The organism is Nocardia takedensis NBRC 100417 (genome assembly GCF_000308695.1).
Classification (GTDB): Bacteria; Actinomycetota; Actinomycetes; order Mycobacteriales; family Mycobacteriaceae; genus Nocardia; species Nocardia takedensis.
The window spans coordinates 94,453-117,369 of the sequence record NZ_BAGG01000009.1 but is presented as its reverse complement, the minus strand read 5'-3'; the positions used below and the strand labels follow the sequence as shown (position 1 = coordinate 117,369).

The window sequence follows — 22,917 nt, the reverse complement described above, 5'->3', positions numbered from 1 at the left end:
AAGATGCTGCTCGAGACCTGTGCGGTGGTCGAGATGGGGCGGGACCGCTTGGTCGGGCACGCCGACAAGCCGACGGCCGACTGAGCCGGGACGGGGAAGGGCCGCGCGAGCGCGGCCCTTCGGTCAGGCGGATTGTTCTCGTTGGAGTTCGAGGGCGATGTCGATGAGCTGGTCTTCTTGGCCGCCGACGAGTTTGCGGCGGCCCGCGCGGACGAGCATTTCGGCGGCGGAGACGTTGTAGCGTTCGGCTTGGCGTTCGGCGTGCTTGAGGAAGCTGGAGTAGACGCCCGCGTAGCCCATCATGAGGGCTTGGCGGTCCAGCAGGCATTCCTGGGGCATGACGGGGCGCACGACGTCTTCGGCGGCGTCGGCGATGGCGAAGAAGTCGATGCCGGTCTTGACGCCGATCTTGTCGCAGACGCCGACGAAGGCTTCGACGGGGGTGTTGCCCGCGCCCGCTCCGAAACGTCGTGCGCTGCCGTCGATCTGCTTGGCGCCCGCGCGCACGGCGTAGACGGAGTTGGCGACGGCGAGGTCGAGGTTCTCGTGGCCGTGGAAGCCGACCTGGGCGTCTTCGCCGAGTTCGGCCACAAGGGCGGCAACCCGGTCGGAGACCTCGTCGAGGACCAGCGCGCCCGCGGAGTCGACCACGTAGACGCACTGGCAGCCCGCGTCGGCCATGATGCGGGCCTGCTTGGCGAGGGCTTCGGGCGGTTGGGTGTGCGACATCATCAGGAAGCCGACGGTTTCCAACCCGAGTTCGCGGGCGAGGCCGAAGTGCTGGATGGAGACGTCGGCTTCGGTGCAGTGGGTGGCGATGCGGCAGATCGAGGCGCCGTTGTCCTGGGAGATCTTGATGTCTTCCTTGACGCCGACGCCGGGCAGCATGAGTACGGCGATCTTGGCCTGTTTCGCGGTCTCGGCCGCGATCTTGACCAGTTCCTGTTCGGGGGTCTTGGAGAACCCGTAGTTGAACGAGGACCCGCCGAGTCCGTCGCCGTGGGTGACCTCGATGACGGGGACGCCCGCGTTGTCGAGGGCGGCGACGATATCGCGCACGTCCTCGCCGGTGAACTGGTGGCGCTTGTGGTGGGATCCGTCGCGCAGCGAGGTGTCGGTGACGCGGATGTCGAATTCGGTGCTGATGGTCATGTCGGCGCTCCTCACACCCGGGCGGTGACGATGTGCTGTGCCATGACTTCGCCGACCCTGGTGGCGGCGGCGGTCATGATGTCGAGGTTGCCCGCGTAGGGCGGCAGGAAGTCGCCCGCGCCTTCGACCTCGACGAAGACCGAGACCTTCGCCATGCCGCCGGAGATGACCGAGGGCGGGTCGAACTGCGGGTCGTTGAGCAGTCGGTAGCCGGGCACGTACTGCTGGATGTCGGCGACCATGCGGTGCACGGATTCGGCGATGGCGTCGGTGTCGGCGTCCTCGGGGATGGCGCAGAAGATGGTGTCGCGCATGATCATCGGCGGGTCGGCGGGGTTGAGGATGATGATCGCCTTGCCGCGTTCGGCGCCGCCGATGGTTTCCACGCCGCGCGAGGTGGTCTTGGTGAATTCGTCGATGTTGGCGCGGGTTCCGGGTCCGGCCGACACCGAGGCGACCGAGGCGACGATCTCGGCGTAGGGGACGGGCACGACGCGGGAGACGGCGGCGACGATCGGGATGGTGGCCTGTCCGCCGCAGGTGATCATGTTGACGTTCTCGGCGTCGATGTTGTCGCCGAGGTTGACCGGCGGCACGACGGCGGGCCCGACGGCGGCGGGGGTGAGGTCGACCGAGCGGATGCCCTTCTCGGCGTATCGGGGTGCGGCGGCCCGGTGGACGTAGGCGGAGGTGGCCTCGAAGATCAGGTCGGGCAGTTCGGGCTGGGCGAGCAGCCAGTCGACGCCTTCGTGCGAGGTCTCCAGTCCGAGGTCGCGGGCGCGGCGCAAGCCTTCGCTCTGGGGATCGATGCCGATCATCCAGCGCGGCGTGATGGTTTCCGAGCGCAGCAGTTTGTAGAGCAGATCGGTGCTGATGTTGCCGGATCCGACGATCGCGGCGGTGACGGTCCCGTTGGACACGGTGGGGCCTCCTCGAGGATGGCTGGAGCTCAGGTGAATTGCAGACGGACGGAACCGAGTCCGGCGAACTCGGCGTGGAAGTTGTCGCCCGGTCGGGCGTCGATGGCGCGGGTGCAGGATCCGGGCAGCACGATGTCGCCCGCTTTCAACCGCACACCGAAGGAAGCGACCTTGCGGGCCAGCCAGGCCACCGCGATGACGGGGTCGCCGAGGACGGCGTCGCTGCGCCCTTCGGCGACGACTTCGCCGTTGCGGGTCAGGACGGCGTCGATGCCCTTGATGTCGATGTCGGCGGGTGCGACGCGTTCGCGGCCGAGCACCCACCCCGCGGAGGAGGCGTTGTCGGAGATGGTGTCGCACAGACCGATGTTCCAGTCCTTGATCCTGGAGTCGATCAGTTCGATGGCGGGCGCGTAGGCGACGGTGGCGGCGAGCACGTCGGCTTCGGTGCAGTCCGCTCCGGGCAGGTCGGCGCCGAGGACGAATCCGACCTCGACTTCCACGCGGGGCAGCAGGTAGCGGGAGGTGTCGACGGGGACTTCCTCGAAGACCTCCATGTCGCCGAGCAGGTGACCGTAGTCGGGTTCGTCGACGCCCATCATCTGCTGCATCGCCTTGGACGACAGGCCGACCTTGTGCCCGATGACGGTGGCGCCGTCGGCGATCCGGCGGCGGATGTTGAGGAGTTGGATCTCGTAGGCGTCGACCACGTCGATGTCGGGGTGTCGGTCGACCAGTTTGTCGACGGCGACCCGGTCGAGTTCGGCGCGGGCGAGTTCGTCGGCGAGTTCGGTTCGTACCGCATCGGACAGCACGCTGGGGATTCCTTCCGCTGGGTTATCGCGCGTCGGTGAGCGCGGTGGTGGTTCGGCCCGCTTCGGCGGCGGCGTTGAGTCCCGCGCGTCGTCCGGAGAAGACGGCGTCCGACAGCGACAGGCCACTGACGTAGGAGTTGGAGCAGATCCCGACGGCGGTGCGGCCCGCGGCGAACAGGCCGGGGATGGCCGCGCCGCGCTCGTCGACGACCGCGCCGGTCTGCTCGTCCACGACGACGCCGCCGAGGGTGAGCATCGGGCAGGGGTTGATGACGCTGGGTCTGATGCTCACATCCAACAGCCAGAACGGGGCGTCGCGGACCGGTTCGGTGAATTCGGCGGGCTTGCCGACCGGGTCGGGGGCGCCGGTCTCGATGGCGGTGTTGTGGGCTTCGACGGTGGCGCGCAGTCCGGCCGGGTCGACGCCCGCCTTGGCAGCGACTTCCTCGAGGGTGCGACCGCGCACGGCGGTGCGCCGCATGGCCTCGAACTGGCCGCGCTGGAACCACGCGCCCTGCTTGTGGATCTGCGAGAGCGCGGTTTTCATCAGGCGCGCGTCGGCGAGGACCCAGCCTTTGCCGCCGTGGTGGTTGACCAGCGCGTGGCCGACCGCCGCGCCGTAGCGGGTCTCATCGATGACGCGCTGCCCCTGCGCGTCGACCAGGACACATCCGGTGAAGGAGCTCGGCGGCAGCAGGAACCGCCAGGCCGAGATGTTGCCCATGTGGTCGGTGACCGCGCCGACGCTCTCGGCCATCCTGATGCCGCTGCCGTCGTCGCCCGGGGAGGACAGCGGCAGTCCGTCGCGGTATTGCGGACCGTATTCGCGCACCATGTCGCGGTTGGCGATGAAACCGCCCGCGGTGAGGACGACGCCGCGACGGGCGAAGACCCGCAGGGTGCGGCCGTAGCGGCGCTCCAGCGCGTCGAGCCGTTTCTGTAGCGCCCGGCGCAGCGGCGGGTAGTAGATGCCGGGTTTGGCGGCGATCTTCGCCATGCGGGCGAAGCGGTCGCGCACGCGTCCGGGGGCGTCGCGCAGCGACAGGCATTCCAGGCCGATGACCGCGCCGTTGTCGTCGGTGACGAGTCCGGTGACGCGGGTGAGGGTTTCCACGCGCACGCCGTGCGCGGCGGCCGAGGCCGACAGGGGGCCGGTGAGTTTCTTGCCGGAGGTGCCGCGCCCCTTGACGCGGTGACCGCGCTGGAACGGTTCGGCGACTTCGCGTCCGTAGCCGGAGACCTCGCTGCCCGAGTGGTACAGGTAGTAGCTGTCGTTGGGGTAGGAGGTCTTGTAGGGGCACAGCGACGCTTCGAAGGGCACGCCGTGTCCGGTGAGCCAGTCGATGAGTTCGGGGCTGCGGTCGACGAAGCGTTCGAGGGTTTCGGGGCGGACCGCGTCACCGACCTCGCGGCGCAGGTAGGCCAGCATCTGCTCGGGGGTGTCGGCGACGCCCGCGGCTTTCTGCACCCAGGTGCCGCCGCCCGCGTAGATGATCCCGCCGGACAGCGCGGAGGTGCCGCCGCCGGTGAATCGCTCCAGGACCAGCACCTGCGCGCCCGAGGCGGTGGCTTCCAGCGCGGCCGACGCCCCCGCCGCGCCGTATCCGACGACGACCACATCCGCGGTCAGGTCCCATTCGAGGGCCATACACTTCACTCCGGTCCGAAACTGAAACGAGTTTCCTCGACTACTGGGGTGTCGAGCAAGTCTTCTGCCTCTCAACATAGACCAACAGCGCCATCATTCTATAACGTGTTCTACATGACTGATCGGGAATACGACGTGGTGGTGGTCGGCAGCGGGGCCGCAGGCATGACCGCAGCGCTCACCGCCGCGCACCACGGGCTCAGCGCCGTGATCATCGAGAAGGCCGCGCACTACGGCGGCTCCACGGCGCGCTCGGGCGGAGGTGTGTGGATCCCCGGCAACAAGGCCCTGAAGGCTTCGGGCAGGACCGACGACCGCGAGGTCGCCCGCACCTACCTGCACAGCATCGTGGGCGACGCGGTCCCCGCCGAGCGGATCGACACCTACATCGATCGCGGCGCCGAAGCCTTCGATTTCGTTCTCGATCACACCCCGCTGAAGATGCGCTGGGTGCCCGGCTACTCCGACTACTACCCGGAGGCCCCCGGCGGTCTGGGCCAGGGCCGTTCCTGCGAACCGACGCCGTTCAACGCCAAGGTCCTGGGCGAGACGCGCTTCGAGTTGGAACCGCCTTACGCCAAGGCCCCGCTCAACGTCGCGGTCATGCAGGCCGATTTCGTGCGCTTGAACCTGATCCGCCGCCACCCCAAGGGCATGTTGCGCGCGATGCGGGTCGGCGCGCGGACCTATTGGGCCAAATGGACCAACAAACACCTGATGGTCATGGGTCAGGCCATCATCGCCGCGATGCGCAAGGGCCTGCTCGACGCGGACGTCCCGCTGCTGCTCAACACCCCGCTGACGAAACTGATCGTCGAGGACGGCCGGGTCACCGGCGTCGAGGCCGAACAGGACGGGCAACCGGTGCGCTTCACCGCGCGCTACGGCGTCGTCCTGGGGACCGGCGGATTCGAGCACAACGCCGAGATGCGCACCAAATACCAGCGTCAGCCCATCACCACCGAATGGACCACCGGCGCGGCCGCCAACACCGGCGACGGCATCCTGGCGGGCATGGAGGCGGGCGCGGCGGTCGGCTTCATGGAGGACGCCTGGTGGGGTCCGACGATCTTCAAGAACGGGCGACCGTGGTTCGCGCTGGCCGAGCGCAACCTGCCCGGCTGCGTGATGGTCAACGCCGAGGGCAAGCGCTTCGGCAACGAATCCGCGCCCTACGTCGAGGCCGTGCACACCATGTACGGCGGCGAGAACGGGCAGGGCCCCGGTCCGGGCGAGAACATCCCCGCCTGGCTGGTCTTCGACCAGCGCTACCGCAACCGCTACATCTTCGCGGGCCTGCAACCGGGCCTGAAGTTCCCGTCGCGGTGGATGGAGAACGACAACATCGTCAAGGCCGACAGCCTCGAGGCGTTGGCCGCCGCGATCGGCGTGCCCGCCGAGAACCTCGGCGCGACCGTCGCCCGGTTCAACACCTTCGCCGAGACCGGCAAGGACGAGGACTTCGGCCGCGGCGACAGCCACTACGACCGCTACTACGGCGATCCGACCGTCAAGCCGAACCCGTGCCTGGCCGGACTGGTGCAGGGGCCGTTCTACGCGGCCAAGATCGTGCCCGGCGACCTGGGCACCAAGGGCGGCCTGGTCGCCGACACCGCCGGACGCGTACTGCGCGAGGACGGTTCGGCCATCGACGGCCTCTACGCCTCGGGCAACTCCAGCACCCCGGTGATGGGCCACACCTACGCGGGCCCCGGCGCGACCATCGGTCCCGCGATCACCTTCGGCTACCTGGCCGTGCTCGATATCGTCGACCGCAAGAAGTCCGGCACGCCCTCCGCGGAGGCACACGCGTGACCGTCCTGACCCGTCCCCGAAGGGGTAACCATGCCCATTGACCCGAAGATCGCGCTCGGCGCGGAGCTCCCCAGCCGCGAATTCGCCTGGACCCCTTCGGATGTGCAGCTCTACCACCTCGGCCTCGGCGCGGGCGCGCGCTGGACCGACCCGGCCGAACTGCGCTACCTCGACGACCGCGCCCCGCAGGTCCTGCCCAGTTTCGCCGCCGTCGCCCCGACCCTGCACGAGACCGAACCGCCCAAGGTGAGCTTCCCCGGGATCGACATCGACCTGGCGAAAGTGGTGCACGGATACCAGGAGATCCGCCTGCACCGGCCCATCCCGGCCGCGGGCAAGGCGACTCTGGGCCGCCGCATCGCCGAGGTGTGGGACAAGGGTTCGGCGGCGGTGGTCGTCCAGGAGCACACCGCCGTCGGCTCCGACGGCGAACCGCTGTGGACCGCGCGCTCGTCCATCTTCGCCAAGGGCGAGGGTGGATTCGGCGGCGAACGCGGACCGAGCAGCAAGACCGAACTGCCCGACCGCGCACCCGATTTCGACGTCAGCACCCCGACATTGCCGCAGCAGGCGCTGCTGTACCGGATGCTGGGCGACCGCAACCCGCTGCATTCGGACCCGGAGTTCGCCCGCGCGGCGGGATTCCCGAATCCGATCCTGCACGGACTGTGCACCTACGGCATCGTCTGCAAGACCGCGACCGACACCGCGCTGGACTCCGAGGCCGCGCGCATCACCGGATTCCGCGCGCGTTTCGCCGGCGTGCTGTACCCCGGTGAGACCATCCGCACCCGGATCTGGCGCGGCGAGGGCGAACTCGTCCTCACCGCGACCGTGGTCGAACGCGAGGACGCGCCCGTCCTCGCGGACGTGGTGTTGAGCCTGAGCTGAGCGGTCCACCCGATCGGCCCGTCGCGTACGCGCGGCGGGCCGTCGCGCGTCACTCCCGGACGGCGTGCTCGCCGCGCCAGCGCACCGAAAGACCGTGCACCAGCAGGCCGTAGAGCACCAACACCACGGCGGGCGCGACCAGCGGGGCCCAGGCGATCCGCACCGGCAGCAGCGCCGCCGCGACCGCGCAGCCCACGAACACCACCGCGCCCACCACCGACGGAATGGTGGTCGGCACGACGCCGACCGGCGCGGACACCGTCGCGATGTTCAACAGGTAGGCGGTGGCGACCAGTCCGACCGAGGCCGAGGCGATCACGCCGGTGTCGGCCAGCACCAGCACGGCCAGCGCGGCCAGGACCGCGGCCACCGCGAACGGGCGCAGCCACCACCCCGCCACCACCAGGATCAGCGCGGGCACGGCCGCGAAGGGCTGCATGAGCGTGACCGCGAGCACCAGCAGCGCGCCCGACAGAACGGCGAGGAATCGGGTCATCGGCGCACCCGCATGGTGCGACGGTGCTCGGGAGCCAGTTTCATGACCTGATCGAGTCTGGTGTCCTCGGGCCAGGCCACGATGTCCACGCCGACCGTGCCCATGTCCCGGTACATCGACGCGCGCTCCAACTGCCACATGCGCGCCAAGGTGTCGTCGAGTCCTTCGCGGAAAGGCGTGCCGCGCAGCACATCCACCACGACCACCACGTGCCCGCGCTTGCGCAGATCGATCAGCGCCAGCGCGAACTGGGTGTCGAGCAAGGTGGAGAAGGCGATCACGATCGCGCCCAGCGGCACCGCCGCGTACGGAGCCAGTGTGCCGGTGGTCTCGAGGTGCTCGTCACCGACGCCGAGCACGGTGTCCACGATCCGGTAGAACTGGCGGCGGCCGATGTCGGGGCGCAGCCAGCGGGGCGCGCCGCCCAGGCACACCACCGCCGTCCGGTCCCCCGCCTGGAGAGTCGACTGCACCACCTGCGCCGCGCCGCGCACCGACCGCTCCATCGCGTCGGTGGCCGGTCCCGGCGCCTGCTGGGAGACATCGACCAGCACGACCACGTCGGCGGCGCGGTTGGTCAGCCGTTCGGTGACGTAGAGCCGTCCGCGCCGCGCGCTCACCGCCCAGTTCACCAGGCGCAGTTGATCGCCCGGCGCGTAGGCGCGGATGTCGGCGTATTCGACGCCGGGTCCGTGCTTGCGGGTCAGGTGGGTGCCGAGGCGGTCGGGCAGTTCGGTGCGCGGCAGCATCAACCGCTGCGGGTCGGCGATCGGGTAGACGTAGAGCTGACCCGCGGGCAGCACGGCGGTGGCGATGGCCAGCCCGGCCGGGCTCAGCGCGGTCACCTTCACCTCGCACGGGTAGCGACCCCACCGGTCCGCGGTGAGCGCCAAACGCAGGCCCGCCGGTGTCTCCCCGGAGTCGCGGGTGGCCTCGACGGTGACGCCGAGTCCGTCGAGGGCGCGCGGCTTCATCCGCAGCAGCGCGTGCCCCGAGTCGACGAACGCCGCCACCGAGAGCACCACTTCCTCGGTCTCGAAACAGCGCAGCGTGGGGCCGCCGTCGACCTGAATCCTGGTCTTGGTCCGCTGCCACGGCGCCGTCGCCAGCACCCCGATCATCGGTGCCGCGAACACCACGGGCTGCCAGCGGCCCGCGAGGACCGCCGCGACCAGCGCCGCCGCCGCGCACACCGCCAGCATGTACACCAGAGCGGCGGGCCGCCACCGTAATTCGGCCTCCACGGTGGCGCTGGAGTTCCGATGCCGCGCCGCGCGCCGATCGCTCACGACGGCGACCTCGGAGGCGCTCATGTCACGGTGGCGCGCGGGACGGGCAGGCGGCGCAGCAATTCGCCGATGACGTCCTCGCCCCTGATCCGCCGCACCCACATCTCCGGGCGCAGGGTGATCCGGTGCGCCATCGCGGGCACCGCCAGCGCCTTCACGTCCTCCGGGACGACATAGTCGCGGCCCAGCAGCAGCGCCCTGGCGCGCGCCATCTGCACCAGATCCAGTTCCGCGCGCGGACTCGCGCCCACCTCCACCTGCGGATGCGCGCGGGTGGCCGCCGCCAGCGCCACCACGTAGGACACCACATCCGGGTGCACGGTGACGTATTCGACGGACTGCCGCATCTGCAGCAGGCCGTCGGCGTCCACCACCTGCCCGACCTGCGGCGGCGTCGACCCGCGTTCGAGTCGGCGCCGGATCATCTGGGTCTCGTCGTGTTCGGACAGGTAGCCCAGGCGCAGTTGGATCGCGAACCGGTCCAACTGCGCCTCAGGTAGCGGATAGGTGCCCTCGTACTCGATCGGGTTGTCGGTGGCCAACACGATGAACGGCTGCGGCAGCGGGAAGGTCTCGCCGTCGATGCTGACCTGCCCCTCGGCCATCGCCTCCAGCAGCGCCGCCTGGGTCTTGGGCGGCGTCCGGTTGATCTCGTCCGCCAACAGCATGTTCGTGAACACCGGTCCGCGACGGAAATTGAACCGCCCCGAGGACATGTCGTAGATGGTCGAGCCGAGCAGGTCGGCGGGCAGCAGGTCGGGAGTGAACTGCACCCGGGTGAAATCCAGGCCGAGCGCGGCCGAGAACGACCGCGCGATCAACGTCTTGCCCAGGCCCGGCAGATCCTCGATCAGGACGTGTCCGCCCGACAGCACGGCGATCATGATCAACTGCAACTCGTCGCGCTTGCCGACGACCACGCGGGACAACTCCCGCAGGACGGCCTCGGTCTTCTGGACGGTCGCGTCCATCGGCATCGTCATATGTCCACTCGCACTTGTTCCAACCAATCCGTGTCGGGAATTCGCTCTACAGTCGTTGCAGCAGACGCAGGATCTCGTCCAGCGTCGCCCGGCCCGGGGCCCGCGTGACCTGGTCGCGCAGCGCCGAATTCGCGGGGTCGACCCACCGCCACAGTTCGGGTCCGAATTGCAGGAGTCCGGCGGTCTCGGTGGCCTTCCTGTTCTTGGCGACCCGCAGGCCGGTGGACAACTCGAATTCCTTGGCCAGCAGGGGCCGCAGGTGCCGGTCCCAGTCCGCGCGGGTGCCCTCCGCGCGGTCGGCGAGCATCTGGGCCCTGGCCTGCCAGCGTTGCAGCATCTCGGCCGGGCCGTTCTCCATCTCCTCCGGCAGGTCCTCGGGCGCGCCCGCGCCCCGGTCGCGCAACGACACCGTCAGCTGGAACATGGCGTAGGCCACCGGGATCGCGGCGGCCGCCATCAGCAGGTCCGGGCCGCGCAACACCGCGAGGACCTCGATCACCGCGGCCGCCGCGACCGCGAAGCCGATCACCGCCACCCGGGTCATACGCCCACCTCCGCGCCTTGGTTGGCGGCACTCTGTTTGCTCTGCAGGTCGGCCAGGACCACGCGCAGCAGTTGTTCGGCGCGCAGGCGCTGCCATTCGAGCATGGCGTGCGGACTGAACCGGGCCTCCTCGAACAGCGCGACCAGTTCACGGGCCGAGGCGTCGTGCAGCGCGCCGTGCTCGAAGGCGCGCGCGAGGACCTCGGTCGGGGTGTCGGAGATCAGCGGTGCGGCGGCCCGGTCGAAGGCCAGGCCGCGTTCCATCGCGACATAGCAGGCGATGATCGCCGCGCGCGGTTCCTGACCGGGCGCGTTCATCGCGGCCAGACCCATCTCGGCCGCGATGACCAGCGAGTCGACCACGGCGGGCGCGGCCTCGGCGGCCTGCTCCTCCTCGGCGGCCACCGGTTTGCGCGCCATGTAGACCACCGAGCCCATCCCGATCAGCCCGACCGCGACCAAGACCCCCGCCGCGCCGATCGTCACCACCAGCGCCAGTCCCTCCAACCCTTCGGCGGGGACGGGATCGCCCGGGTCGGCGGCCGGTTGGTCGGTGGTGGCGGTCGGCGTCGGGGTCGCGGCGGCCGGGGGCGGCGGATAGTCGCGCGGGGTCGCGTCCAGGACGACGTAGGCGAGCGAGGCGAGGGCGGCCAGAATGGCGAGCACCGTGACGGCGACCAGGACGACCAGACCGATGCGGCCGAACTGCCAGGAGGTGACGTCGTCGTCGCGTTCGGTCTCCGGCATCGCCAGCGGCAGGCGATGTCTGCTCGCTATGACTCCGGCCACGAGGATGACCACCGACACGGTGAACAGCACCGGCATCAGCGCCACGGCAACCGCCGAGGGAACCTCCGTCGGCGGACCGTGCTCCGCCGCGCCGGGAACGTAGCCGCGCAGGGCGATCACGGCGCAGACGACCAGCGTGATCAGCACGATCACGCGCGTTGTCGCCGCTCGCGCTCGAACCAACCGACTTACCCACCGAATCTCAGGACTGCCACAAAACAGCCACATCGTTACATGCCGAATGGTCCGCCGGGGAAGGAATCGAATACTTCGGACCACCTCGGGTTTATCGCCGGATGTCGGTACGATCGTACCGCTCTACCGCACCTGATACAGCTACCAATCCGACCCCCGATCAGATTGTGCGATCTCACTGAGTCGGCTCACCGTCCGGGCGAATCCGGGAATCCCGGACACCTCCCGCACCAGTTCGGCGAGCGGCGCGCGGGCATACACCGACAGCTCCCGATCCGTGTCGTAGAGCACATCGACCAGATTCAGCAGGCGCGTCACCCGGTCCGGCGGCGCGGCGGCCAACGGGGGCACCTCCGTCAGCGTCCAGCGGCGGAAACGGCGGGTCAGCGCGAGATAGTCCGCGGCCGAGACCGGCGCGCCGCACAGGTCCGCGAACGCGAACACCACCTCCTCGGCGTCGACCCGCAGCGCGCGCACTTCGCTGTGCCCCACCGCGACCCGCCCCGGTTCCTCGACCGCCCGGCACGGGCCGACCAGGTAGCGGCCCGCCGCGAATCCCGTCCGCCGACCGCCCGCCCGCGTGCGGTAGTCCACCGGACCGTCCAAGGCCAGCACGTCCATCCGGGCGGTCAGCGCGTCGATGGTCGGCACGAAACGGTCGTGGAACAGCGGATTGGGCAGTAGCTCCGCGGGGGCGCAGTTGGAGGTCGTCACCAGCACCACACCCCGGGCGAACAGCAGATCCAGCACCCGGGCCACGATCATCGCGTCACCGATGTCCTCGGCGTGAAACTCGTCGAAACACAACAACCGAGCCTCCCGCGTCGAATGCCGCACGGCCTGCTCGATCGCGCCCGTCGCCCGGACCGCCGCGTGCAATTCGGCGAAGAACTCGTGGAAGTGCCGCCGCAGCACCCGCTTCGGATCGGCGGACGCCACCAACCGATCCACCAGCATGGTCTTGCCCCGACCGGGCGGGCCGTACAGGTAGACCCCGCGAGCGTTGCGGCGCGGGCGTCCCCGCCGGTCCAGCAGACGCGCGAGTCGCGCGGCGACGGCGCGCTGGCGGTCATCCAGGTCCGACACCTCGAGCGGGTCGGAGTTCATCCCCGGCGCTTCGGCATGGCGTCGACCGGCTGTGTTGTTCATGCGCACCCCTCGCGTCACGTAACGGCGTCCTCTACATTTGTAGAGGCACGGATCGCTCGCGACCACCGAAGGTGAGGATGTCCACAACCGACCGCAGAACCCTGATCGCCGAAGCCGCCGTCGACCTGATCGCGACGGCCGGTCTGCGCGCGCTGACCCACCGCGCGCTCGACACCGCGCTCGACCTGCCCGCCGGATCGACGTCCTATTACTTCCGCACCCGCCGCGCACTGCTCGACGCCGTGGCCGACCATCTCACCGAGCGTTCGCGCGCCGACTTCCTCGCGACCGCCGCGCCGCGCGACCTCACGGCCGAGACCGTCGCGCGAGATGTCGCCGACCGACTCGACCGGATGCTCACCACCCGTCGCCACCACCTGATCGCCCGTCAAGCGCTGCTGGTCGACCCGCTGCCCGAGCCCGATCTCCGCGCGCGCCTGGCCCGCAGCCTGTTCTCCCCCGAGCGGGCCACCGACCTGTTCCGCGCACTCGGATGCGACGAACCGGCCCCGCTCGCGGCGGACTTCCTCGCGGTCCTCGAAGGCGCGGTCCTCACCGAACTGTCCGCTGCCCCCGAGGACCGGCCCGCCCGACTCCGCCGACTGCTGTCGGCCTACCTGCGCGGCGCGATCGCCCCGTAGTCGCGCGCTTCAGTTGCCCCAGCCGTATTCGGAATACAGCGCCGGCGGGTCGATGCCGAGCAGCGGGTAGGCGATGATGTCCGCGGGGAGTGCATCGGCCGGGAACCAGCGCAGTTCGTAGCATTTGTCGGGCTCGACGTTGCGCACCTCGCCCGCCCACCGCCGGGTCTCGAAGAACAGGCCCAGGCGCGCTGGACGGCCCGGAGCCACGACGTGAGCGACGTGGACCAGTGTCAGATCGGCGGGGTCCAACTCCACGCCGATCTCCTCGCGCGCCTCCCGCACCGCGCCCGCCGCGACCGATTCACCCGCCTCCACCTTGCCCGCGGGCAGATGCCAGCGGCCGTCGAACTCGTCGCCGCTGCGCCGCCGACTCAGCAGCAATTCCCCGTCGCGCCGGAGCAGGATGTGCGCGTCGACCAGGTGGGATGCGGGCATCGGAAACTCCTTCGAAAAAACTTCGCGGCGGTGTCGATATCGGTTCTTCTCGATCGACGGTATGGGTGAGAGGGTCGACACGGCCCACCGACGAAGGAGAAACATCGTGAAGTTCATGCTCATCATGCGGTCCACCGACGAAGCGATCGAGGCGTCCAAGGAGAAGCCGTTCGAGCAGATCATGGAGGAGATGGGGCGCTACAACGAGGAGATGATGAAGGCGGGCGTGCTCATCGGCGGCGAGGGGCTCACCGAACCGGAGGAAGGGTTCGTGGTGGATTTCGCCGCCGACCAACCGCTGGTGACAGACGGACCGTACGGGGAGACCACCGAGATGTTCGGCGGCTTCTGGATGCTCGAGGTGGCCTCGCGCGAGGAAGCCGCCGAATGGGCCAAGCGCGCCCCGCTGGGCCCCGGCTCCAAACTCGAGGTGCGCCGGGTCGTGGAGTCGAAGGATTTCCCGCAGGACAACGAGTGGATCCAGAAGGAGGAGGGCTGGCGCGAGGAGATCGCCGCCCGCCAGTCCTGAACCGCTCCCCCGATTCGACCAGCCCGAGGAATATCCGCCATGGACGAGCCCGCGACGCGGCGCCCCGACGCCACCGAGCGTCCCGACGCGGGGACCACTGCGCCTCAGAACGCGGAGACGACCGCGCGTCGGGACGCGGAGTCCGCGCGGCGCTCCGTCGCGGCCGTCTGGCGGATGGAGTCGGCGAAGATCGTCGCGACCCTGACCCGCGCGGTCGGCGATTTCGGGGTCGCGGAGGATCTGGCGCAGGAGGCGCTGGTCGACGCGCTGGCGCAGTGGCCCGAGGCCGGGGTTCCGAAGAACCCCGGCGCGTGGCTGACCACCGTCGCCAAACGCAAGGCCGTGGACCGGTGGCGGCGCGACGAACGCTATGCCGAATGCCTGGCGAGCATCGCGCACGAGTTGGCCACGGCCGGCGACGATTCCCCGCCTTGGGATCCCGACCGCATCGATGACGACGTGCTGCGCCTGATCTTCGTCTCCTGCCATCCGGTGTTGAACCGGGAGGCGCAGGTGGCGCTGACGCTGCGGGTGGTGGGCGGCCTGACCGGCGAGGAGATCGCGAAGGCGTGTCTGACGCCCACCGCGACGGTGCAGCAGCGCATCGTGCGGGCGAAGAAGACCTTGGCCGCCGCGCACGTGCCCTTCGAGGTACCCGCGCGCGAGGAGTTCCCGACGCGCTTGGCCGGTGTGCTGGGCGTGCTGTATCTGATGTTCAACGAGGGATACGCGGCCAGTCGCGGGAACAGTTGGCTGCGCGCGGATCTCGGCCGCGAGGCCCTGCGCCTGGCGCGGGTGCTGGCGGCGCTGGTGCCCGACGAACCGGAGGCGCACGGACTGGTCGCGCTGATGGAACTGACGGCCGCGCGGTTCCCGGCCCGCACCGATGTCAACGGCGACCCGATCCTGTTGGCCGATCAGGACCGCCGCCGCTGGGACCGGTCGAGTATCACCCGCGGCAAGGCGGCCTTGGCACGCGTGGACGCGATGGGACGCGGGCGCGGCCCGTACGCCCTGCAAGCCACCATCGCCGCATGTCACGCGGCGGCGCCGAGTTTCGCCGACACCGACTGGCAGCGCATCGTGCTGGTGTACGACGCGCTGGGCCGGATCGCGCCCTCGCCCGTCGTGGAACTCAACCGCGCCGCGGCGATTTCGATGACCGCGGGCCCGGCCACGGCCCTGCGCCTGGTGGACGCGCTGGTCGCGGACGGCCGCCTGGCCCGCTACCACCTGCTGCCCGCCACCCGCGGCGAACTGCTCACCCGCCTGGGCCGTCGCGAGGACGCCCGCGCCGAACTCGAAGCCGCCGCCGCCCTGGCGGGCAACGAACGCGAACGAGACCTGCTGCTACGCAAGGCCGCCCGTCTCGAAATCCCCGACTGAGAGCGCTCCCGACCTGGGCGCGTCGGCCCGGCGAACGCCGGGCGGGCCCGACACGCCACGCGCGGACCGCGTCCCGGCGTTCGCGGGACCGACGCACCCGTGCTCAGCCCGCGGACAGGACCAGACCCGAGGTGGGGACGCCGGTGCCCGCGGTGACCAGTACGTTGCGGACGTCGTCGACCTGGTTGACCGAGGTGCCGCGGATCTGGCGGACGGCTTCGGCGATGCCGTTCATGCCGTGGATGTATGCCTCGCCGAGTTGGCCGCCGTGGGTGTTGAGTGGCAGGCGGCCACCGAGTTCGATCGCCCCGTCGGCGATGAAGTCCTTGGCCTCGCCGCGCCCGCAGAACCCCAACTCCTCCAATTGCATCAGCACGAAGGGGGTGAAGTGGTCGTAGAGGATGGCGGCCTGCATGTCGGCGGGCGTGAGTCCGCTCTGCCGCCACAACTGTTCGCCGACCAGGCCCATCTCGGGCAGGCCGGTGAGTTCGTCGCGGTAGTAGCTGGTCATCACGTACTGGTCGGCCCCGCTGCCCTGCGCGGCGGCGGTGATGACGGCGGCGGTGTTCGACAGTTCGCGGGCCCGCTCGACGCTGGTGACGACGATCGCGACGCCGCCGTCGGATTCCTGGCAGCAGTCCAGCAGGTGCAGGGGTTCGGCGATCCAGCGGGAGTTCTGGTGGTCGTCGAGGGTGATCGGCTTGCCGTAGAAGAAGGCGTCGGGGTTGACGGCGGCGTGCTTGCGGTCGGCGACGGCGACGCGGCCGAAATCCTCGCTGGTCGCCCCGTAGACGTGCATGTAGCGGCGGGCGACCATCGCGACCTGCGCGGCGGGTGTGCCCAGGCCGTGCGGGTAGGACCAGCCCGCGTCGATGCCGGAGGAGGTGGGGGCGGTGGCCAACGCGGTGGAGAACTGCCCGAACCGCGACACCGAGCGTTCGTTGAACGCGCGGTAGGCGACCACGACGTCCGCGATGCCGGTGGCGACGGCCATCGCGGCCTGCTGCACGGTGGCGCACGCCGCGCCGCCGCCGTAGCCGATGTGGGAGAAGAAGTTCAGGTGCGGGATGCCGACGGCCCTGGCCACGGCGGCCTGGGTGTTGGTGTCCATGGTGAAGGTGGTCAGCCCGTCGACGTCTTCGGGCTTGAGGCCCGCGTCGGCCAGCGCGGCGTTGACCGCCTCGGCGGCCAACCGCAGTTCGCTGCGGCCGGATTCCTTGGAGAAGTCGGTGGCGCCGATGCCGACGATCGCCGCGCGCCCCGACAGCGCCTGCTCGTTACGCACCCTGACCTCCGGGGATCGCGATGACGGCCTTGGCCGTGATGTGCTCGCCGAGACTGTCGCGTCCGATGACCTCGATCTCGACGTCGTCGCCGGTCACGGCGGTCACCGTGCCGGTGAGGGTGAGGGTGTCGCCCGCGTAGAGCGGGACGCCCAGGCGCAGGGCGATCGATTTCACGATCGCGCGCGGGCCCGCCCAGTCGGTGACGAACCGCTGCACCAGCCCGGTGTCGGTGAGGATGTTGACGAAGATGTCCTTTGATCCGCGCGCCACCGCCTTGTCGCGGTCGTGGTGCACGTCCTGGAAGTCGCGGGTGGCCAGCGCGGTGCTGATCACGAAGGTGGGGTCGGCGTGGATCACCAACTCGGGCAGCGCGGTTCCGACGGTCGCGGTCGTCATTCGCTCACCTTCCAATAGGGCAGCGTGGCGTCGTCGTCGAGCGCCTCGAAGCCGGCGCGCACCGGCAGTCCGACCTTCACTTCGGCGGGGTCGACGCCGCGCAGTTCACCGAGCATGCGTACGCCTTCCTCGAGTTCCACGAGCGCGACCACGAACGGCAACTGCCGTCCCGGCACCTTGGGCGCGTGGTGCACGACGTAGCTGAAGACCGTGCCGCGACCGGAGGACACGACGTAGTCGGTCCACTCGGACTTGTCCTTCCACACCGCCGGGATGGGCGGATGCCGCAGCGAACCGTCGGGCAGCTTCTGAATCCGCAGTTCGCCGAGTTTCGTCCCCTCCCAGAAGAATTCGGTGTCGTGCGAGACCAGCGGCTTGACCTTCTCGCCCACAGGCGGTTTCGGCGCGCCGGGCGCGAATTTCAGGATGCGGAACAGCATCTCGGTGACGACTTCGTCGCCGACGTACCACTTGGTGCGGAAGGTCGCGAACCAGCCGTCGCCGAGTCCGGTGCGCTTCGGGCCGATCAAGGTGTCGAGCTGACTGGTGACCGTCACCTGTTCGCCGGGCAGCAGGTAGCGGTGGTAGATCTGCTCGCAGTTGGTGCCCACCACGGAGGTGAATCCGGCGGCGTCGAGCAGTTCGGTGACCGCGCCCATCGGATCGTCGGCCGGGCGGACGCCGTTGAGCCCGAACATGGTCCACACCTGGGCCATCGCGGGCGGTGCGACGATGCCGGGGTGGCCCGCGTCGCGGGCGGCCCGCTCGTCGACGTAGATCGGGTTGGCGTCGCCGACGGCCTCGACCCAGTTGTTGATCATCGGCTGGTTGACCGGGTCGCGGGCCGTGCGCGGCGCGCTCTCTCCCGCCGCCCTGATCCGTTCGGCGGCGGCGAGAATGTCCTCGGGTGCGCTCGTGTCGGGCACGCGAATCTCCTTGTCCTGCGGCGGTGTGACGGGGCGGCGCTAGCGGGGCACGCGGGGCAGTTTCAGCCCCGCGGAGGCGACGAGTTCGCGCATGACCTCGTTGACGCCGCCGCCGAAGGTCACCACCAGGTTCTGTTTGGTGCGACGGTCCAGCCAGGTCAGCAGTTCGGCCGTGGCCGGGTCGGCCGGATCGCCGTAGGCGCCCACGATCTCCTCGGCCAGCCTGCCCGCCTCCTGCAACGACTCGGTCGAGTAGACCTTGGTGGCCGAGGCGTCGGCGATGACGCCCATCGGGTCCTCGGCCTTGCTGTCCGCGGTGGCCGCGACCTGCCAGTTCAGCAGTTCGTTGAGTCGGGCCATGGCGTGCAGGCGGCCCAGCGCCCGACGCACGGCGGGGTCGTCCAGCACGCCGTTGGCCTCGGCCCAGGCCCGGACGCGGTCGTAGAGTTGTTCGATCTTGCCCGAGGGGCCGAGCCCGACCCGCTCGTGGTTGAGCTGGGTGGTGATCAGCTGCCAGCCCCGGTTCTCCTGTCCGACCAGCATGTTCGCCGGCACCCGGACATTGTCGAAGTAGGTGGCGTTGGTGTGATGCGCGCCGTCGCAGGTGATGATCGGCGTCCAGGAGTACCCGGGGTCCTTCGTGTCCACGATGAGGATGGTGATGCCGCGGTGGCGCTCCTCGACCGTGCCGGTGCGGCAGGCCAACCAGATGAAGTCGGCTTCGTGCGCGCCGGTGGTGAAGATCTTCTGCCCGTTGACGATCCAGTCGCCGGCGTCGTCGCGCACCGCGCTGGTGCGCAGCGCGGCCAGGTCGGTGCCCGCCTCCGGCTCGGAGTAGCCGATCGCGAAATGCACGTCGCCGGTGAGGATTCCGGGCAGGAAGCGCTGCTTCTGCTCCTCGGTGCCGTAGGTCTGCAAGGTCGGACCGACGGTGAGCAGGGTGACCAGCGGCAGCGGCACGTCCGCGCGGACGGCCTCGTTGTAGAAGATCTGCTGTTCGACCGCGCCGAAGCCTTGGCCGCCGTACTCCTTGGGCCAGCCGACGCCGAGCCACCCGTCGCGGCCCATCCGCCGCACCACCGCGCGGTAGGCGTCGCCGTGCCGGTTGACCAGCATCTCGGCCTCCTCCTCGGGAGTGACGAGATCGGCGAAGTAGGCGCGCAGGTCGGCGCGCAGCTTGCGTTGTTCGGTGGTCAGATCGATGAACATCTCGCCCCCAATCGGTCGAGTCGGAACGACGCGCCCCCGAGCCAGCGGGCGATGTCCTTGGCCTGTGAGTAGTAGCGATGCATCGAGTGGGTCACATCGACCCCGATGCCGCCGTGCAGGTGGTGACACTTCTGCATGGCGGCGGGCAGTTCCGAGGCGACCGTATAGGCCAGCACGTCCAGGTCGTCGTCGGTGCGCGCCCGGTGCGCCGCGTCGCCGTCCGACAGCGACAGCGCCCAGGACGCCGACACGGCGGCCGCGTGCAGGGTGCGCGAGACCACGTAGACGTCGGCGATCTGCTGGGCGACGGCCTGGAATTCGGCCAGCGGCCGGTTGAACTGGTGGCGGGTGCGCAGGTGCTGGGCGGTCAGGGTCAGCGCGCCCTTCAGCAATCCGTCGGCGACCGCGCCGATGGCCGCGACCGCGACCCGGTGCAGGTCGGGCAGGCCGTCGGGGATCAGGTGATCGGCCGGGATCCGCACGTCGGACAGGCGCACGGTGGCCTCGGGCATTCCGCCCGACACCGGCGAGGCCGTGATCGTCAGCCCGTCGGCTTCCCGCTCGACCAGGGCCAGGCCCGTGTCGGTCGGGACGAGCAGCCAGCGGGCCTGCTCGGCGTAAGGGACGGCGACCTTGTGTCCGGTGATCCGCACGGAGTCACCGTCGGCGACGGCGGTGGTGGCGGGCGCGGTGACGAACGGCGCGCCCGGTTCGTTCAGCGCGGCCGTCAGGATCGCGCCCCCGGCCACCGCGGGCAGCACCTGCGCGGCGACGGCGTCGGGCAGTCCCGCGATCAGCGACGGCAGGGCGAAACCCAGTGTCGGCAAGGCGGGTACGGCGACCGCGTCGGTCGCCAATTCGGTCAACAGGACCGCGATCTCGGACAGGCCCATGTCGTCGCCGCCGAAGCGTTCCGGCAGGGCCACCGAGAGCAGTCCGCTCTCGACGAGTTTCGGCCACAGGTCCAGATCGCGCGCCGATTCTCTCTCGAGAACGCTGACGACCACCTCGGCCACGGCATCCTGGCCCTCGTCCCTGGTGAAGTCCACGCTGTGCTCCCAGTTCCCCTCGTCGACTAACCGTTGGCGTCGCGGGGCAGTCCGAGAACCCGCTCACCCGCGACGGTGAGCAGGATCTGTTCGGTGCCACCCGCGATCGACAGACAGCGGGTGAGCAGGAATTCCTTGACGACATCCGATTCCAGCGCGCCCGCGGGCCCCGCGGTGACGGCCGCGAATTCGGCGACGTCCTGGCGGTGCCGGACGCCGACGAGTTTGCGCACGCTGCTCAGCGCGGTCGGGTCGCCGCCGGAGAGCATCGCGAGCACCGCGCGCTGTTCGAGCAGCAGACCGGACACCGCCTGGGCGACGAAACGCCCCAGCCGGTCGGCGGTCAGTTCCGCGCCGGGTCCGGTGGCGGGCAACTTGGCGATCAGCTCCTCCAGCACCGGCCCGATCCCGTTGCCGCCCATGGCGACCCGTTCGGCGGACAGGGTGGAGCGGGCGATCTTCCAGCCGTTGCCCGGTGCGCCGACCAAGCGGTCGTCGGGGACGAACACCCCGTCGAGGAACACCTCGCTGAATCTGGCCTCCCCGGTGATCTGCACCAGCGGGCGGATGTCCACGCCCGCCGCGCGCATGTCGACCAGGAAGTAGCTGATGCCGCGATGCTTGGCCGCCGACGGGTCGGTGCGTGCCAGGCAGATGCCCCAGTTCGCGCGGTCGCCCAGCGAGGTCCACACCTTCTGGCCGTCCAGCACCCAGCCGCCGTCGACTTTCTTGGCGGTGGTGCGCAGCGCGGCCAGATCCGACCCCGCCCCGGGTTCGCTGAACAACTGGCACCAGATGACGTCCTCGCGCAGCGTCGCCCACACGAAGCGCTCGATCTGCTCGGGGGTGCCGTGCTGCAACAAGGTCGGCACCGCCCAGCCGCCGACGGCCAGGTCGGGCGTCTTCAACCCGTGGCGGCGCAGTTCCTCCCCGATGACCAGTCCGGTCATCGGGTTCGCGCCCCGGCCGTAGGGGGCGGGCCAGTGCGGCATCACCAGGCCGGCGTCCACCAAGGCGTCGGCCTGTTGGTCGACGGGCAGCGCGGCGATGGCCGCGACCTCGGCGGCGAGGTCGTCGGCGGCCGCGGCTTCGGTGTCGGTGATCTCCGAGGCGGTGAGAGCAGCTTCTGTCAGGACTTGGTCCGCCCCGGTCGTGCGGCGATGACCCGCCCTGGTCAGTTCGGTGACCCGCGCGCGCCAGCGGTCCGCGCCGCCGAGCAGTTGCCGCAGCGTCTGGGCTCGGCGCAGGTAGAAGTGGGCGTCGTGCTCCCAGGTGAAGCCGATGCCGCCGAGCACCTGCACGCAGTCCTTGGCGGTCTCGACGGCGGCGTCCAGCGCGATGGCTGCGGCGATGGCGGCGGCGATCGGCAGTTCCGCGCCGCCCTCGTCGACGGCGGCCGCGGCGTCGGCGGCCACGGCCCGGATCAGTTCGGTGCGGCACAGCATCCAGGCGCAGATGTGCTTGACCGCCTGGAAGGAACCGATGGTGCGGCCGAATTGCTCGCGCACCTTGGCGTATTCGACGGCGGTGTGCAGGCACCACCCCGCGATGCCCGCGAGTTCGGCGGCGGCGAGCACGACCACGAGATCCTCGACGGCGTGCGGGGAGGCGAAGAGGCGTTCGGCGGGCACCGCGACCTCGGCGCAGTGCACGCGTGCCAGTGGCACGCTGGGGTCGGCGGAGGGCGTCGGCTCGATCCGCAGTCCGGCGGCGTCCGGATCGATCAGCGCCCACCGCTTGCCCTGCGGGGTGCGCACCGGCAGCAGGACGGCGGTGGCCGCGGTGGCGCCGAGCACCGATTCCCAGACACCGGTCAGCAACACCGGCTGATCGGCGGCGGGTACGCTGGCCTCGGCTTCGACGAGGAAGTCCAGGGCGATGCCGCAGGGCAGATCCTCGGGGAGCGCGCCCGCGGTGACGAGGTTGGCCGCCGCGGTGGCCAGCACCGGCCCGCCGACGAGGTCGTGGGCGGCCTGTTCGACCAGGACGGCGAGGTCGACGACGGTGGCGCCCGCCCCGCCGGATTCCTCGGCGACGGCCACCTGGAAGATCCCCAGTTCGACCAGCGAGGACCAGTACGTGTTCCAGTACGCGGCGGACCCGGTACCTGCGGCGGCGTCCGCGTCGGGGGCGGTGTGCGCGCGCATTGTTGCAATCGGTCGGGTCGATCCCGCCCACCGACGCATCGACTCCTGGACGGCTTTGTGCTCGTCAGTGGTGGCGATGGTCACAGTCCGTACCGCCTCTCCGGCGTGACTCCCACACCTAGAACATGTTCTAATATCTGAGCCGGGCGGAAGTCAAGAGAGGGTCTTGCCCACGCCCGCTCGGCGGTGGACAGGATCACGAGGCGAAGGGCGCGGAGGCGACAG

The 22,917-nt window shown here is 70.2% G+C and carries 22 protein-coding genes; 5 read left to right on the top strand and 17 right to left on the bottom strand.

The features are described from left to right. Positions 1–123: 123 nt before the first annotated feature. Genes dmpG through ON30_RS02480 form a run of 4 tightly spaced genes read right to left on the bottom strand, consistent with a single transcriptional unit; the run spans position 124 to position 4,535 of the window. On the bottom strand, positions 124–1,152 hold the full coding sequence (gene dmpG, locus ON30_RS02495; RefSeq protein ID WP_040703805.1) for a 4-hydroxy-2-oxovalerate aldolase: 1,029 nt from the start codon (positions 1,150–1,152) through the stop codon (positions 124–126). Between the two features lie 11 nt (positions 1,153–1,163). Next, positions 1,164–2,072: an acetaldehyde dehydrogenase (acetylating) gene (locus ON30_RS02490; RefSeq protein WP_040703804.1), complete on the bottom strand. Its 909-nt coding sequence runs from the start codon at positions 2,070–2,072 to the stop codon at positions 1,164–1,166. Positions 2,073–2,101: 29 nt separating this feature from the next. After that, positions 2,102–2,887: a 2-keto-4-pentenoate hydratase gene (locus tag ON30_RS02485; protein WP_040703803.1), complete on the bottom strand. Its 786-nt coding sequence runs from the start codon at positions 2,885–2,887 to the stop codon at positions 2,102–2,104. 22 nt (positions 2,888–2,909) lie between these two features. Next, positions 2,910–4,535 (bottom strand): FAD-binding protein, encoded by a 1,626-nt coding sequence (locus tag ON30_RS02480; protein WP_040703802.1) that lies wholly within the window; start codon positions 4,533–4,535, stop codon positions 2,910–2,912. A 105-nt stretch (positions 4,536–4,640) separates the two neighbouring features. Here ON30_RS02480 and kstD point away from each other — a divergent pair, with 105 nt between their 5' ends. Together kstD and chsH3 are read left to right on the top strand one after the other, a co-directional pair. Further along, positions 4,641–6,350: a 3-oxosteroid 1-dehydrogenase gene (kstD, locus tag ON30_RS02475; protein WP_083911092.1), complete on the top strand. Its 1,710-nt coding sequence runs from the start codon at positions 4,641–4,643 to the stop codon at positions 6,348–6,350. A 30-nt stretch (positions 6,351–6,380) separates the two neighbouring features. Next, on the top strand, positions 6,381–7,241 hold the full coding sequence (gene chsH3 / locus ON30_RS02470; RefSeq protein ID WP_040703801.1) for an enoyl-CoA hydratase ChsH3: 861 nt from the start codon (positions 6,381–6,383) through the stop codon (positions 7,239–7,241). 49 nt (positions 7,242–7,290) lie between these two features. On the opposite strand, the gene ON30_RS02465 is transcribed toward chsH3, so the two are convergent. The 6 genes from ON30_RS02465 to zapE all read right to left on the bottom strand — a co-directional run bounded on the left by ON30_RS02465 (position 7,291) and on the right by zapE (position 12,685). After that, positions 7,291–7,737: a hypothetical protein gene (locus ON30_RS02465; RefSeq protein ID WP_040703799.1), complete on the bottom strand. Its 447-nt coding sequence runs from the start codon at positions 7,735–7,737 to the stop codon at positions 7,291–7,293. Further along, positions 7,734–8,939, bottom strand: coding sequence for a DUF58 domain-containing protein (locus ON30_RS02460; protein WP_373282478.1), 1,206 nt, complete (start codon positions 8,937–8,939; stop codon positions 7,734–7,736). Before ON30_RS02460 ends, ON30_RS02465 begins: the two co-directional genes overlap by 4 nt. A 107-nt stretch (positions 8,940–9,046) precedes the next feature. Further along, positions 9,047–10,009, bottom strand: a complete 963-nt coding sequence (locus ON30_RS02455) for an AAA family ATPase (protein WP_040703797.1) — start codon at positions 10,007–10,009, stop codon at positions 9,047–9,049. Positions 10,010–10,055: 46 nt separating this feature from the next. Beyond that, positions 10,056–10,553 carry a hypothetical protein gene (locus ON30_RS02450; protein ID WP_040703796.1) on the bottom strand — a complete coding sequence of 166 codons (498 nt, stop codon included), beginning with the start codon at positions 10,551–10,553 and terminating at the stop codon, positions 10,056–10,058. Then, on the bottom strand, positions 10,550–11,494 hold the full coding sequence (locus ON30_RS02445; RefSeq protein ID WP_040703794.1) for a DUF4129 domain-containing protein: 945 nt from the start codon (positions 11,492–11,494) through the stop codon (positions 10,550–10,552). Before ON30_RS02445 ends, ON30_RS02450 begins: the two co-directional genes overlap by 4 nt. A 183-nt stretch (positions 11,495–11,677) precedes the next feature. Further along, positions 11,678–12,685: a cell division protein ZapE gene (zapE, locus tag ON30_RS02440; protein WP_245553907.1), complete on the bottom strand. Its 1,008-nt coding sequence runs from the start codon at positions 12,683–12,685 to the stop codon at positions 11,678–11,680. A 77-nt stretch (positions 12,686–12,762) separates the two neighbouring features. On the opposite strand from zapE, the gene ON30_RS02435 reads away from it, so the two are divergent. Further along, positions 12,763–13,326, top strand: coding sequence for a TetR/AcrR family transcriptional regulator (locus tag ON30_RS02435; protein WP_040703793.1), 564 nt, complete (start codon positions 12,763–12,765; stop codon positions 13,324–13,326). Positions 13,327–13,335: 9 nt separating this feature from the next. Here ON30_RS02435 and ON30_RS02430 read toward each other — a convergent pair whose 3' ends face one another. Further along, entirely contained in the window at positions 13,336–13,764 is a 429-nt protein-coding gene (locus ON30_RS02430; RefSeq protein ID WP_040703792.1) for an NUDIX hydrolase, read from the bottom strand. A gap of 106 nt (positions 13,765–13,870) precedes the next feature. Between ON30_RS02430 and ON30_RS02425 the strand changes: the two genes are divergently transcribed. Continuing rightward, entirely contained in the window at positions 13,871–14,293 is a 423-nt protein-coding gene (locus ON30_RS02425; RefSeq protein WP_040703791.1) for a YciI family protein, read from the top strand. Positions 14,294–14,467: 174 nt separating this feature from the next. Then, positions 14,468–15,679: an RNA polymerase sigma factor gene (locus tag ON30_RS02420; RefSeq protein WP_051028868.1), complete on the top strand. Its 1,212-nt coding sequence runs from the start codon at positions 14,468–14,470 to the stop codon at positions 15,677–15,679. A gap of 103 nt (positions 15,680–15,782) precedes the next feature. Here ON30_RS02420 and ON30_RS02415 read toward each other — a convergent pair whose 3' ends face one another. The 6 genes from ON30_RS02415 to ON30_RS02390 are packed head-to-tail and all read right to left on the bottom strand — an operon-like array spanning position 15,783 to position 22,776. Next, on the bottom strand, positions 15,783–16,964 hold the full coding sequence (locus ON30_RS02415) for a lipid-transfer protein (RefSeq protein WP_040703790.1): 1,182 nt from the start codon (positions 16,962–16,964) through the stop codon (positions 15,783–15,785). Further along, a complete protein-coding gene (locus ON30_RS02410; protein ID WP_040703789.1) occupies positions 16,957–17,361 on the bottom strand; it encodes a MaoC family dehydratase in 405 nt (134 codons plus the stop codon). The genes ON30_RS02415 and ON30_RS02410 overlap by 8 nt, the downstream gene beginning before the upstream one ends. Then, the gene (locus ON30_RS02405) at positions 17,358–18,287 is read right to left on the bottom strand and encodes a bifunctional MaoC family dehydratase N-terminal/OB-fold nucleic acid binding domain-containing protein (RefSeq protein ID WP_040703788.1); all 930 of its coding nucleotides are present in this window, start codon (positions 18,285–18,287) and stop codon (positions 17,358–17,360) included. Before ON30_RS02405 ends, ON30_RS02410 begins: the two co-directional genes overlap by 4 nt. 39 nt (positions 18,288–18,326) lie before the next feature. Next, positions 18,327–19,496 (bottom strand): acyl-CoA dehydrogenase family protein, encoded by a 1,170-nt coding sequence (locus ON30_RS02400; RefSeq protein ID WP_040703787.1) that lies wholly within the window; start codon positions 19,494–19,496, stop codon positions 18,327–18,329. Then, a complete protein-coding gene (locus ON30_RS02395; protein WP_040703785.1) occupies positions 19,481–20,545 on the bottom strand; it encodes an acyl-CoA dehydrogenase family protein in 1,065 nt (354 codons plus the stop codon). Before ON30_RS02395 ends, ON30_RS02400 begins: the two co-directional genes overlap by 16 nt. Positions 20,546–20,571: 26 nt before the next feature. Next, on the bottom strand, positions 20,572–22,776 hold the full coding sequence (locus ON30_RS02390; protein WP_040703783.1) for an acyl-CoA dehydrogenase family protein: 2,205 nt from the start codon (positions 22,774–22,776) through the stop codon (positions 20,572–20,574). Positions 22,777–22,917: the final 141 nt, after the last annotated feature.